The organism is Cellulosimicrobium sp. XJ-DQ-B-000 (assembly GCF_031119065.1).
Classification (GTDB): domain Bacteria; phylum Actinomycetota; class Actinomycetes; order Actinomycetales; family Cellulomonadaceae; genus Cellulosimicrobium; species Cellulosimicrobium funkei.
Window position 1 is genome coordinate 358,596 of the sequence record NZ_JAVHYN010000002.1, and the last position, 12,676, is coordinate 371,271.

Sequence of the window (12,676 nt, forward strand, 5' to 3'; positions counted from 1 at the left end):
CCGAGCACGACGTTGCTGTCGCCATAGCGCCCGTCACGACAGCAAGGTCGTGCTCGACGCGGAGCGGCGTCGTGGTCGGCGGCGGCGTCGTGGCGGGGGCGCGGCGGCGTCGGTGGGAGGCGGTAGCGTCGCGCGCATGACCACGAAGTACGACGACGCGTCCTGGCACTCGGGCGGCGAGGGCTACCCGCCCGAGGCCGGTCCCGAGGCGGGGGCGACGCACATCGGCATGTTCCTCGCGTGGGCGGTGCTCGCGGGGCACGCGTCCCCGGAGCTCGAGGAGGACTCCGAGGACGAGCTCGCGGCGCTGCGCGAGCGCACCGTCACGCCGGGCGCATTCGTGCACGAGTCGTGCGACGGCAAGCTCGTCGACCACGACCTCGACGACGTCGGCATTGCGTTCGCGAGCGCCTACTACGCGGGCGACGACGAGGACGAGGGCGACGGCGGCCTCTACCTCGAGGACTACGTGGACGCGGTGAGCCCCGGCGACGGGGAGCCCGAGGACGTGTACCGCGTCCCGGACACGTGGGAGACGTACGAGCTCGTCGCGCCGCTGATCGACGCGCGGTTCGCCCAGTGGGACGACGAGGGCCGCCCGGCGGTCCTGCGTCACCGCGCGTGACATGAGCGCCCCGACACCCGTCACGCGCCTCGCCGCCGTCCTGCGCGCCGACAACCCCGGCCCCATGACGCTCGACGGCACGCGCTCGTACGTGCTGCGCGCGCCGGGCTCGGCGTCGTGCGTCGTCGTGGACCCGGGGCCCGACGACGCGGCCCACCTCGACGCGCTCGCCGCCGCCGGGCCGGTCGAGCTCGTGCTCGTGACCCACCGGCACGCCGACCACACGGCCGGGTCCCCCGGGCTGCGCGCGCGCACCGGCGCCCCGGTGCGGGCCGCCGACCCGGACCACTGCCACGGCGGCGCGCCGCTGCGCGACGGCGAGGTGATCGAGGCCGCTGGCCTGCGGGTCGCGGTCCTCGCCACGCCCGGCCATACGGCCGACTCGGTCTGCCTCGTCCTGCCCGACGACGGCCCGGTCGCCTCGACCGACGACCGGGCCCGCCGCACGCCGGACCCGGGCTCGGCGGGCTCCGGCACCGCGGGCCCCGTCGCCGCAGGCTCCGGGACCGCGGCGGACGAGGGCGCGCGGACGCTGTCGGGCACGACCGTCCTCACGGGCGACACGGTGCTCGGGGCGGGGACGACGGTGATCGCGGCGCCCGACGGGTCGCTCGGCGCCTACCTCGCGAGCCTCGACGCGATCGAGGCCGTGGCGGGCGGTCCAGGCCTGGTGACCGGCCTCCCCGGCCACGGACCCGTCGTCGACGACCTCGCGGCGCGCGTGCGCGCGTACCGCGAGCACCGTCACGAGCGCCTCGCCCAGGTGCGGGCCGCGCTGACCACGCTCGGCCTGGCCCCGGACGCGCCGGGCGCGGTCGACGAGGTGGTCGCGCGGGTCTACGCCGACGTCGACCCCGCGGTGCGAGGAGCCGCCCGGCAGTCCGTCGCCGCGCAGCTCGCGTTCCTCGCCGGCCCAGACACCGACGCGGGCACCGGCACCGGCACCGGCACCGGCACCGGCACGATCGCCGACATCGGAGCGGACGCGGCCGACGACACCCCCGGCACCCCGAGCCGCGACGGCTGACTGTCGGTGCCACGGTGCACGATGACGGGATGACGACACCACGGCTCGGTATCGCGTTCGTGCCCACCCACGCACCCGAGAGCCTGCGGCGGCTCGCGACGACGGCGGAGGACGCCGGCCTCGACGACCTCTGGGTGTGGGAGGACTGCTTCAAGCAGTCCGGCCTCGCCTCGGCGGCCGCTGCCCTCGCGTGGACCGAGCGCGTGCGCGTCGGCATCGGGCTCATGCCCGCCCCGCTGCGCAGCACGGCGATCACGGCGATGGAGGTGGCGACGCTCGCGCGGATGTTCCCCGGTCGCCTCGTCGCGGGGGTCGGGCACGGCGTCCAGGAGTGGATGGGGCAGGCGGGGGTGCGCGTCGCGTCGCCGCTGACGCTCCTGCGCGAGCACGCGACGGCGCTGCGGAGCCTGCTCGCGGGCGAGGAGCTCACGACGGACGGCCGGTACGTCACGCTCGACGCCGTCCGGCTCGACTGGCCGCCCACGGAGCCGGTCCCGCTGTGGCTGGGCGGGTCCGGGCCGCGGACGCTCGCGCTGGCCGGCGAGCTCGGCGACGGTCTCATCCTCACGAACGCGCTGACCCCCGAGGACGTGCGGGGCGCGGCGGCCGTCGCGCGCGAGGGCGGCGCGGGCCCGGGGTTCGACGTCCACGCGACGCTCATCGCCGCGACGGGGCCGGATGCGCAGGCACGGGTCGACCGCGAGCTGCCGGTGTGGGGCGCGGAGCCCGGTCGGGGCATCGGCGCCGCAGGTGACGCCCACGCGGTCGCGGCGGGCGTCCTGGCTCTCGCGGAGGCGGGCGCGACGGTCGTGGCGGTCCAGCCGACCGCGGACGAGCCCGACGTCGAGGCGTTCGTGCGCTTCCTCGGCCACGAGGTCGCGCCGCTGCTCAGCTCCCGGTGACGCGCCCGGTGTCGCCCTCGGTGCCCGCGGCGCCGGGCCGCTGCCGCAGGCCGTGGACGAGGGCGACCACCGCGCACACCAGAGCGACGGCGCCGACGGCGAGCGCGAGGCGGACGGGGAAGTCGGCGTAGAGGTCGGTGACCTCGCCGACCGGGAGGCCCCAACCCGCCGCGGTCTCCCGCACTTCCGCCGCGAGCGCACCGATCCTTCCGGGCACCCGCGTCACGGCTGCGGAGACCCACCCGAGCAGCTCGAGGACGACGGAGGCCACGGAGTGGGCGCCGGACGCGAGGGGGATCACCGGTCCACCCTAGCGGAACCGGACAGCGCGGTCATATGCGGCACGGCGGGTATCGCCTCAGGTCAGCGGCTTGGCGAAGCACAGCGCGACGTGGTTGTCGCCGTCGTAGGGCGGGAAGTGCGCGACGGCACGGAAGCCGAGCGAGCGGTAGAGCGCGATGGCGCCGGGCTGGCGGATGCCCGTCTCGAGCAGGAGCGTGGAGGCCCCGCGCTCACGCGCCGCCGTCTCCAGCCCGTCGAGGAGCCGACGCGCGGTCCCCGTGCGGCGCGCGCTCTCCCGCACGAACACCTTCTTCACCTCGAGCGCGTCCTGCGGCGCGCCGGGCTCGGGCCGTCGCAGCGAAGCGCACCCGAGCGCCTCGCCGTCCCGGTACGCCACGAGGGTGACCACGACGTCGACTCCCAGGCGCGCGTCCACGGCCTCGAAGCCTCCGGCGGAGTCGAGGCCGCTGAAGAGCTCGGGGTACAGGACGGCCGACGACGTCTCGTGCATCTCGCGGCGCAGCGCTGCCGCGTCGGGGTCGTCCCACGGGACGGCTCGGAGCTCGACCGCCGCACCCCCGACGACCAGGCCGCCCGCCGCGGCGCCGGGCCCCGACCTCGTGCCGTCCAGCGCAGCGCCCCGTGGTCCGGTGGCATCCGGCGCGGCGGTCCGCGCTCCGGCGGCATCCGACGCAGCGGCGGGCGACACGCGCAGGTCGAGCGCGAAGCAGCGCGAGAGCGGCTGCCCGGCGTAGTGGCCGTACGACTCGATCGGCACGTACCCGAGCGCGAGGTAGAGGTCGATGGACTCCGGCTGGAGCGTGCCCGTCTCGAGCACGAGCCGGTCGAGGCCCGCGGCGACCGCGCGCTCGTGCAGCGCGCGCATCGCGGTGCGGGCGTGCCCGCGGCCCCGGTGGGCGGGCTCGACGTACAGGCGCTTCACCTCGCCGGTCCGCGCGGGGTGCGTGCCGCCGCGTCCGTCCGGCGTGCCGGAGACGTCGCGCAGCGCGACGAACGCGACCGGCTCGCCGTCCTCCCGGACCACGACGTTCGCGAGCGCCGCCTCGGGGGCGAACGTGCCGGCGTCGGGCTCGCCGTAGCGCACCGCGAGCTCCGCCTGCTGCCGCGACCGCAGCCGCTCGGCCGCGGCGTCGTCCGCCGGGACCGTCACCACGGTGACGACCCCGGCCCGGGGGCGCCCGACGGCGTCGGGCAGGACGCGCGGGAGCGTCACGCGCGGACGAGCGCGCCCAGGACGGACGTGAAGAACCCGAGACCGTCGGTGCCGGCGCGCGGGCCGGCCTCGGCCGCCGGGCCGAAGCCGGGCTCGACGGCGTGCTCCGGGTGGGGCATGAGGCCGACGACGTTGCCGGCCGCGTTCGAGATGCCCGCGATGCCGCGGCGCGACCCGTTCGGGTTCCACCCGTCGTAGCGGAAGACGACGCGCCCCTCGGCCTCGAGCTCGTCGAGCGTCCGCTCGTCGGCGACGAACTGCCCGTCCTGGTTCTTCAGCGGGATCGTGATGCGCTGGCCGGCCGTGTAGTCGCGCGTCCAGGCGGTGTCGGCGTTCTCGACCACGAGGACCTGCTCGCGGCACACGAAGTGCAGGTGGTCGTTCTTGACCATCGACCCCGGGAGCAGGTGGGCCTCGGTGAGGATCTGGAAGCCGTTGCAGATGCCGAGCACGGGCATGCCGCCCTTCGCGGCGTCCACGATCGACTCCATGACCGGCGCGAAGCGGCTGATCGCGCCCGCGCGCAGGTAGTCGCCGTAGGAGAAGCCGCCGGGCAGGACGACCGCGTCCACGCCGTGGAGGTCGGCGTCGGCGTGCCAGAGCGACACTGCCTCGCCGCCCGCGAGACGCACCGCGCGCGCGGCGTCGCGGTCGTCGAGCGTGCCGGGGAAGGTGACGACGCCGACCGTGGCCGTCGCGAGAGCCGAGGCGGTCATCAGGCGAGACCCTGCGACGTGATCGTCGCGGCGGCGTCCGTCTCGATGTCGGCGACGCGCACGACGTCCTCGATGACGGGGTTCGACAGGAGCTTCACCGCGGCCTCCTCGGCGGCGGCGAGGACCTCCGGCGTCACCGGGCCCTCGACCTCGAGCTCGAACCGCTTGCCCTGGCGGACGGAGGTGAACTGGGTGAAGCCGAGGCGCGGCAGCGCCCCGACGACGGCCTTGCCCTGCGGGTCCAGGATCTCGGGCTTGGGCATGACCTCGACGACGACGCGTCCCACGGGGGCTCCTTGGCGAGAGTGTTGGGAGGGCCGGGGCTCCGGGATCCCGGCCACGTCACGGGCGTCGAGGACGCCCGGGAGGACGGGACGAGCGGGAGCCGACGGCGGGATTCCGCGCCCAGTCTAGCGGGCGCGCGCACCCGTCCGGCCGGGCGTCCGCACGGTGAGCGGGCGGGCTCAGCCGCCCGCGGTGCGGCGCCGGTCCGGGGTGTCGACCGGGATGTTGCCGTCGAGCACGTGCTTGCGCCAGGCCCGGTCGACGTTCGACCGCGCGAAGAGCATGGCGGACCCGATTGCGCACACCAGGACCAGCGGCCAGTACCACCAGGTGAAGGGGAGCCGCCACACGTACTCAGCCCCTGCCGAGACCACCCCGAGGAACACCATCATGGCCGAGACGACCAGCTGGATCCCCGTGACGAGCGACGCGGCCGCGACAGCCCTGCGCCAGGGGTAGAGCGCCCCGTGGATGTCGTCGGCGACCCACCACCAGTACCGCGCGGGGAGCCGCAGGTCGAGCGACCGGTAGAGCAGCCAGCGCCCGAGCGGCGGGTGCTCGCGCCACCGCAGCGCCCACCCCGCGCGCACGAGGCCCCACGCCTCGCGGGCGCCGATGCTGCGGGGAGCGGCGCCGTCGTCCGGCTCGGGCGCCAGGTCGAGCAGGACGGCGAGCGCCTCGTCCCCGTGCAGGTCGCGCCAGCGCCGGGGGTAGGCACGCAGCCAGAACCGTGCGGACCGCTCGTACCGGTCGACGCCGCGCGCCCCGCGGGCAGGGCGACCGGGCTGCGCGCCGTCGGCGGCGGCCCGCCGCCCGGTCACGCGCCGCTCCCGGCGAGACCGTCGGCGGCACCCCGACCGGCACCGCGGGAGAGCGACCGACGCGCGCGCTCCGCGAGCTCGGCGAGGCGCAGGGTCTCGGCGCGGGCGGCGCGGCGCCCGTCGTCGGTCGCGCGGTAGTAGCGACGCAGCCGGCCGTCGACGACCTCCTCGCCCGTCGGCTCGACGAGACCGGCCGCGACGAGGCGGTCGAGGTTCCCGTAGAGGGTGCCCGCGCCGAGGCGGGTGCGGCCGTCGGAGAGGTCGCGCACCGACCGGATGACGGCGTAGCCGTGGAGCGGCTCCCCGCTGAGCGCGAGGAGCACGAGGTACGCCTGCTCCGTCATGCGGAACGGGGCCGAGGTGACCATGGTCGATATATATCGCCCGGCGACCTATGTGCGCAAGCGCTCGGCGCATGTCGGAGGGTGCGGCTAGGCTCGAACACGTGTTCGAGACGCACGCTCGAGCACGGTGCGAGGGCGGGGTCCTGCCCCTTCCCCGCCCTCGCACGACACCTCGCCGACGACGCACGGAGGCTCACCATGGACGCACCAGCAGCACCCGTCCCGACGATCGACCGCGGCCGTTCACGACCCGCGCCGGCCACCGTGGCCCGCGTCCTCGCGCGCGACGGGACGTGCGTCTTCCCGGGCTGCCGCGTACCCGCGTTCCGCTGCGACCTCGACCACGTCGTCGCCCCGCGGCCGGGCACAGGCACGGGCACGGGCACGGACGAGGACGCGGAGCCCGCGCACGGGGCCGACAACCTCGTCGCCCTGTGCCGCCACCACCGGGTCGTCCGCGCACGCGACGGCTGGCGCCCGGCGCTGCTCGCCGACGGGTCGGTCCGGTGGACCGGGCCGAGCGGGCACACCTACCTCCGGCCCGGCACCCTCCGGACGGCGTGAGGCGTCAGGCGTGAGGCGTCAGGCGTCAGGCGTCAGGCGTCAGGCGTCAGGCGTCAGGCGTCAGGCGAGCGTCGACCCGGTGAGCCGCTCGTACGCCTCGAGGTACCGCGCGCGGGTGCGCGCGACGACGTCGGCCGGGATCGACGGCGGCGGGGTGTCCGCGGCGCGGTCCCAGCCCGACGCGGGCGACGTGAGCCAGTCGCGCACGAACTGCTTGTCGAAGCTCGGCTGCGCGCGGCCCGGCTCCCACTGGTCCGCGGGCCAGAAGCGCGACGAGTCGGGCGTGAGCACCTCGTCGCCGAGCACCGTCTCCCCCGTCGCCGGATCCACGCCGAACTCGAGCTTGGTGTCCGCGAGGATCACGCCGCGATCGCGCGCGATCTCCTCGGCGCGCGCGTACACGGCGAGCGTGAGGTCGCGCAGGCGCGTGGCGTCGTCGAGGCCGATCTGCTCGGCCACGACGTTGAACGAGACGTTCTCGTCGTGCTCGCCCACGGCAGCCTTCGTCGCCGGCGTGAAGATCGGCTCGGGCAGGCGCGACCCGTCGACGAGGCCGTCGGGCAGCGGCACGCCGCACACCTCGCCGCCCGCACGGTACTCCACGAGGCCGGAGCCCGTCAGGTACCCGCGGGCCACGCACTCGACCGGGAACATGTCGAGGCGGCGGCAGATCATCGCGCGGCCGGCAACGACGTCCGGCACGAGGCCGTCACCCGGCACCGCCGAGACGGCGGTCGAGACGACGTGGTTCGGCACGAGGTCGGCGAGCTGCTCGAACCACCACAGGCTGAGCTGCGTGAGCACGACGCCCTTGTCCGGGATACCGGGCGACAGCACGTGGTCGTAGGCGCTCACCCGGTCGCTCGCGACGACGAGGACGACGTCGCCCAGGGGGTGCACGCCCCCGACGGCCGGCAGGTCCGGCGTGTACAGGTCGCGCACCTTGCCGGAGTACGCGTGCGTCCAGCCGGGCAGGTCGAGCGCGACCGTGTCGAGGGCGTCGGCCTCGCCGAGCGAGAGGGCCGAGCCGGGGTCCTGCGGGGTGTGGGTCACGGCCCCTAGTGTCGCACCATGCGACTCGAACCCGGCCCCTCGTCCACCTCGGGAGCCGCCCCCGGCGGCGCGCTCGACGGCACGCCCGACCAGGGCGAGGACGCCGGGCGCGCGACGCACGACCCGGGGGTGCGCGACTTCCTCGCCACCTTCTCGGCCTTCATGGAGACCGCCAACGAGCAGGCCCAGCGGCAGCGGACCGACGCCGGGCCGTCCGTCGCGGACGTGCTGCGCGAGCACCTCGGCACCGACCCGCGCTCGATCGCGGTCGTCACCGAGACGGTGTCCGCTCTGCGCAGCGTCGACGCGGACGTCGCGATCGAGGCCGTCGTCGCCCGTCACGGCGGTGGCCGCGTCGTCGGCGTCGGTGGCGGCGAGCAGCGGATGCACACGTCCCTCTCCGAGATCGTCGAGCACTCCGCCCTGTGGCGCCAGTTTCCCGTCGGCGCGGTGGACTACGCGCGCGCGGCGACGGGCCCCGAGAGCGAGCGCCGCACCGTCTCCTTCGGTCTGCACCTCTTCGCGTACGCGGGCACGCCCGTCGCGCTCCTGCAGCGCGCGGCGAACCCGCGGCACGGCGACGAGGGCAGCGTCGAGGTCATGTGCCCCCAGGAGGACGCCGCCCTGTCGCTCCTCGCCGAGCTCCGGGCGGCCATGGTCGAGCACAGCGTGCTGCGCGGCCAGGTCGTGACGTTCACGGCGTCGGACTACGGCGCGCAGGCCGGCGGCATGACGTTCCTGCGGCGAGACCGGGTCCCGGCGACCGACGTGGTGCTCCCGGACGGCACGCTGAGCAGGATCGAGCGTCAGGTGCTCGGCGTCGCGCGGCACCGCACGGAGCTCCTCGCGGCTGGTCAGCACCTCAAGCGCGGCGTCCTGCTCTACGGTCCGCCGGGGACGGGCAAGACCCACACCGTCCGCCACCTCGTCGGCGAGAGCCCGGGCACGACGGTGATCGTCCTCGCAGGGGGTGCGCTCCGGCTCGTCCGGCTCGCCGCGGAGACGGCCCGTGCGCTCCAGCCCGCGATCATCGTGCTCGAGGACTGCGACCTCATCGCCGAGGACCGCTCGTTCCACGACGGCCCGCAGCCCCTGCTGTTCGAGGTGCTGGACGCCATGGACGGCCTCGCCAGCGACTCCGACGTCGCGTTCGTCCTGACGACGAACCGCGCCGACCTCCTGGAGCGCGCGCTCGCGCAGCGCCCCGGCCGGGTCGACCTCGCGGTCGAGATCCCCCTGCCCGACGCCTCGGCGCGGCTCCGGCTGTTCGAGCTCTACCGCGGCGAGCTGCCGTTCACCTCCGGTGCGCTCGCCGACGCCGCCGACCGCACGGACGGCGTGACCGCCTCGTTCGTCAAGGAGGTGGTCCGGCGCGCCGTCCTGCGCGCGGTCGAGGCGAGCCACGACGTGGGAGACGAGGACCTCGGGTCCGCCGTGCACGAGATGACCGCGGACGCCGAGCGCATCACGCGCTCGCTGCTCGGCTCGTCGCCGGACCTCCTCGCCGAAGAGACGTTCGAGCCCTGATCGTGCACCAACCCGGCGCTCCCCGCGTCGGACGTCCGTCCGCACCACACCCGTCGCGCGTGCCGATCGACCGGCGTGCCGCTAGCCTGCTCGTCAGGACGGCCGTGGGAGCGCTCTCCCGCCGTCAGGGGGCCGCACCGGAGCGACTCCTGCGGGGGCGCGTGCGCTGCTGTCCGGGCCTGCCGACGGCGGCGGGCCCCATCCGCACGGAGGAGGCACCGATGCACCACCGCACGATGCACCATCGCCTGACAGCGCTAGCGGCCGGGGTGGGGGTGGTCGTCGCGAGCGTGGGCCTCGCGACGACCGCGCACGCGGGCGCTCTCGGTCCCGCGGGCGCGCCCCTGTCCGCACCGAGCCCGAGCCCGTCACCGACGACCGCGAGCCCCGCCGCCCCCGCCCCCGACGACCTGTCTGACGGGCAGCTCCGCGCTCTCGAGCGCGACCTGGGGCTCGATGCCGCGGGCGTCGCCGACCGGCTCGCGCTCGACGCAGCGACGGCCACCGTCGAGCGCGCACTGAGCGACGGCCTCGGGACGGCGTACGCCGGCACGTGGGTCGACGCCGCGGCGGGCGCCCCCGTCGTCGCCGTGACCGACCCGGCGGCCGTCGCCGACGTCGAGGCGGCCGGTGCTACGGCCGTCGTCGTGGAGCACGGCCTGGCCGAGCTCGACGACGTCGCGGCCCGGCTCGACGCGACCACCACTCCCGACGCCGTCCAGGCCTGGTACGTCGACGTCACCACGAACGAGGTGGTCGTCGAGTCGCTCGACCACGCGGCAGCGCAGGCGTTCGTCGCCGCGTCCGGGGTCGACGCAGCCGCGGTGCGCACCGAGGTCCTCGCGGCGCCGTACGAGCTCACGGCCGACGTGCGCGGCGGCGACCGCTACATCACCCGGGACCCGGGCGCGTCGTCGGGCTCGGCCTGCTCGATCGGCTTCGCCGTCCAGGGCGGCTTCGTCACGGCGGGGCACTGCGGCGCGGCGGGCAAGGAGGTGCTCACCGCGAGCTGGGCGCGCATGGGGACGGTCCAGGCGGCGTCGTTCCCCGGCCACGACTACGCGTGGGTGCGCGTCGACGCCGGGTTCTCCCCCGTCCCCCGGGTGAACAACTACGCGGGCGGCACCGTCGACGTCGCCGGCTCGGCCGAGGCGCCCGTGGGTGCGTCGGTGTGCCGCTCGGGCGCCACGACCGGCTGGCGCTGCGGCGTCATCGAGCAGAAGAACATCACCGTCAACTACGGCAACGGCGACGTTCCCGGCCTCGTGCGCGGCAGCGCGTGCGCGGAGGGCGGCGACTCGGGCGGCTCGGTGATCTCCGGCAACCAGGCGCAGGGCGTCACGTCGGGCCGCATCAACGACTGCTCGAACGGCGGCAAGTTCATCTACCAGCCCGTCAACCCGATCCTGTCGGCCTACGGGCTGTCGCTCGTGACCACGGGCGGCGGGTCGGGCAGCGCGCTCGTCGGGCTCGCGGGCAAGTGCATCGACGTCCCCGGGTCCGACTTCAGCGACGGCAAGCGCCTCCAGCTGTGGACGTGCAACGGGTCGAGCGCGCAGCGCTGGACGTTCGAGGCCGACGGCACCGTCCGCGCGGGCGGCAGGTGCATGGACGTCGCGTGGGCGGCCACGGCCGACGGCACGGCGCTCCAGCTCGCGAACTGCAGCGGCAACGCGGCCCAGAAGTTCGCGCTCAGCGGCGCGGGCGACCTCGTGTCGGTGCTGGCGAACAAGTGCGTCGACGTGCCGAGCAGCAACAGCGCCGACGGCACCAAGCTCCAGATCTGGACGTGCAACGGCACCGCGGCCCAGAAGTGGCGCCGCGCCTGAGGCCTCACCCCTGAGGTGCTGAGCACGGCACGGTGGTCGCTCCCCCGCGGAGACCGACCGCCGTGCCGTGCTCGACGGCGGGGTGTCAGCCCGCGAGCGTGACCTCGCCCGCTGCGGCCCTCGCCGCGATGTCGGTGCGGTGGTGCGAGCCCGGGAGCACGATGCGGTCGACCGCGGCGTACGCCCGGCGGCGCGCCTCGGCCAGGTCCGCGCCGCGCGCCACGACCGACAGCACGCGGCCGCCCGAGGCGACCAGGCCGCCGTCGTCCGCGCGCGACGTGCCCGCGTGCAGCACGTGCACGCCCTCGACGCCCTCTGCCGCGTCGATCCCCGTGATCGGGTCGCCGCCACGGACGGCGCCCGGGTAGCCGTGCGCCGCGACGACGACGGTGACGGACGCGTCGTCGTGCCAGCGCAGCGGGCCGACCTCGGCGAGCCGCCCCTGGGCCGCCGCGAGCATGACCGCGGACAGCGGCGTCGCGAGGCGCGTGAGCACGGACTGCGTCTCGGGGTCGCCGAAGCGCGCGTTGAACTCGACGACGCGCGTGCCGCGGCTCGTCAGCGCGAGGCCCACGTAGAGCACGCCGACGAACGGGGTGCCGCGGCGCGCCATCTCGTCGATCGTCGGCTGCGCGACGCGCGTGACGACCTCCTCCACCAGGCCCTCGGGCGCCCACGGCAGCGGGCTGTAGGCGCCCATGCCGCCCGTGTTCGGGCCCGCGTCGGCGTCGAACGCGCGCTTGAAGTCCTGGGCGGGCGCGAGCGGCACCACCGTCGCGCCGTCGCTCACGCAGAAGAGGGAGACCTCGGGACCGTCGAGGTACTCCTCGACGACGACGCACGGGTCCTCGGGCGTGCCGTCCGCCGCGCGGCGGGGCGTCGCGAAGCACGCGGCGGCGTGCTCGAGCGCGGCCTGGCGGTCCTCCGTGACGACGACGCCCTTGCCCGCGGCCAGGCCGTCGTCCTTGATGACGTAGGGCGCGCCGAACGCGTCGACGGCGGCCGCGACCTCGTCGACGTCGGTGCACACGTGCGCGAGCGCCGTGGGGACCGACGCGGCGGCCATGACGTCCTTCGCGAACGCCTTGGACCCCTCGAGCCGCGCGGCCTCGGCGCTCGGCCCGAACACGGGGACGCCGGCCTCGCGCACCGCGTCCCCGACGCCGGCGACGAGCGGCGCCTCCGGGCCGACGACGACGAGTTCGACGCCCAGGTCCGTCGCGAGCGCGGCCACCGCGGCGCCGTCGTTCTGGTCCACCGCGTGCAGCGTCGCGAGGTCCCCGATGCCCGGGTTCCCCGGGGCGGCGTGCAGCTCGTGGCGCTCCGCGCCCGGGCGGTCGGCCTCGTGCGCGAGGGCGTGGACGATGGCGTGCTCGCGGGCACCGGTCCCGACGACGAGGATCTTCACGGGCGCCGAGTCTACCGAGACGGCCCGGACGCCCCGCGGGGCGTCCGGGCCGTGGTCGG

General features: G+C 76.0%; 14 protein-coding genes. 6 read left to right on the plus strand and 8 right to left on the minus strand.

Going from position 1 to position 12,676, the window contains the following annotated elements:
- Positions 1–136 precede the first annotated feature (136 nt).
- Genes RDI86_RS05495 through RDI86_RS05505 form a run of 3 tightly spaced genes read left to right on the plus strand, consistent with a single transcriptional unit; the run spans position 137 to position 2,554 of the window.
- Positions 137–625, plus strand: a complete 489-nt coding sequence (locus RDI86_RS05495) for a hypothetical protein (protein ID WP_308820895.1) — start codon at positions 137–139, stop codon at positions 623–625.
- 1 nt (position 626) lies between these two features.
- Entirely contained in the window at positions 627–1,652 is a 1,026-nt protein-coding gene (locus tag RDI86_RS05500) for an MBL fold metallo-hydrolase (RefSeq protein ID WP_308820896.1), read from the plus strand.
- Between the two features lie 29 nt (positions 1,653–1,681).
- Entirely contained in the window at positions 1,682–2,554 is an 873-nt protein-coding gene (locus RDI86_RS05505) for an LLM class flavin-dependent oxidoreductase (RefSeq protein WP_308820897.1), read from the plus strand.
- Here RDI86_RS05505 and RDI86_RS05510 read toward each other — a convergent pair.
- From RDI86_RS05510 to RDI86_RS05535, 6 genes are all read right to left on the minus strand, one after another.
- Complete coding sequence (locus RDI86_RS05510) at positions 2,541–2,855, minus strand: hypothetical protein (RefSeq protein ID WP_076403636.1); 315 nt, start codon at positions 2,853–2,855, stop codon at positions 2,541–2,543. The two genes, RDI86_RS05505 and RDI86_RS05510, sit on opposite strands and share 14 nt — an antisense overlap.
- 57 nt (positions 2,856–2,912) lie before the next feature.
- Positions 2,913–4,070, minus strand: a complete 1,158-nt coding sequence (locus RDI86_RS05515) for a GNAT family N-acetyltransferase (protein ID WP_308820898.1) — start codon at positions 4,068–4,070, stop codon at positions 2,913–2,915.
- Positions 4,067–4,786 (minus strand): phosphoribosylformylglycinamidine synthase subunit PurQ, encoded by a 720-nt coding sequence (gene purQ, locus RDI86_RS05520; protein ID WP_034654359.1) that lies wholly within the window; start codon positions 4,784–4,786, stop codon positions 4,067–4,069. The genes RDI86_RS05515 and purQ overlap by 4 nt, the downstream gene beginning before the upstream one ends.
- Entirely contained in the window at positions 4,786–5,073 is a 288-nt protein-coding gene (gene purS / locus RDI86_RS05525) for a phosphoribosylformylglycinamidine synthase subunit PurS (RefSeq protein ID WP_021483374.1), read from the minus strand. Before purS ends, purQ begins: the two co-directional genes overlap by 1 nt.
- A 177-nt stretch (positions 5,074–5,250) precedes the next feature.
- On the minus strand, positions 5,251–5,892 hold the full coding sequence (locus RDI86_RS05530; protein ID WP_308820899.1) for a hypothetical protein: 642 nt from the start codon (positions 5,890–5,892) through the stop codon (positions 5,251–5,253).
- Positions 5,889–6,260, minus strand: coding sequence for a PadR family transcriptional regulator (locus tag RDI86_RS05535; protein ID WP_308820900.1), 372 nt, complete (start codon positions 6,258–6,260; stop codon positions 5,889–5,891). The genes RDI86_RS05530 and RDI86_RS05535 overlap by 4 nt, the downstream gene beginning before the upstream one ends.
- Positions 6,261–6,434: 174 nt before the next feature.
- Between RDI86_RS05535 and RDI86_RS05540 the strand changes: the two genes are divergently transcribed.
- Positions 6,435–6,800 (plus strand): HNH endonuclease signature motif containing protein, encoded by a 366-nt coding sequence (locus tag RDI86_RS05540; RefSeq protein ID WP_308820901.1) that lies wholly within the window; start codon positions 6,435–6,437, stop codon positions 6,798–6,800.
- A 60-nt stretch (positions 6,801–6,860) separates the two neighbouring features.
- Here the strand turns inward: RDI86_RS05540 and RDI86_RS05545 are convergent, their stop codons facing one another.
- The gene (locus tag RDI86_RS05545; protein ID WP_308820956.1) at positions 6,861–7,775 is read right to left on the minus strand and encodes a phosphoribosylaminoimidazolesuccinocarboxamide synthase; all 915 of its coding nucleotides are present in this window, start codon (positions 7,773–7,775) and stop codon (positions 6,861–6,863) included.
- A 96-nt stretch (positions 7,776–7,871) separates the two neighbouring features.
- Between RDI86_RS05545 and RDI86_RS05550 the strand changes: the two genes are divergently transcribed.
- Both RDI86_RS05550 and RDI86_RS05555 read left to right on the plus strand, forming a co-directional pair.
- Positions 7,872–9,380, plus strand: coding sequence for an ATP-binding protein (locus RDI86_RS05550; RefSeq protein ID WP_308820902.1), 1,509 nt, complete (start codon positions 7,872–7,874; stop codon positions 9,378–9,380).
- Between the two features lie 221 nt (positions 9,381–9,601).
- Positions 9,602–11,209 carry a ricin-type beta-trefoil lectin domain protein gene (locus tag RDI86_RS05555; RefSeq protein ID WP_308820903.1) on the plus strand — a complete coding sequence of 536 codons (1,608 nt, stop codon included), beginning with the start codon at positions 9,602–9,604 and terminating at the stop codon, positions 11,207–11,209.
- A gap of 85 nt (positions 11,210–11,294) precedes the next feature.
- Here the strand turns inward: RDI86_RS05555 and purD are convergent, their stop codons facing one another.
- The gene (gene purD, locus RDI86_RS05560) at positions 11,295–12,617 is read right to left on the minus strand and encodes a phosphoribosylamine--glycine ligase (RefSeq protein ID WP_308820904.1); all 1,323 of its coding nucleotides are present in this window, start codon (positions 12,615–12,617) and stop codon (positions 11,295–11,297) included.
- Positions 12,618–12,676: the final 59 nt, after the last annotated feature.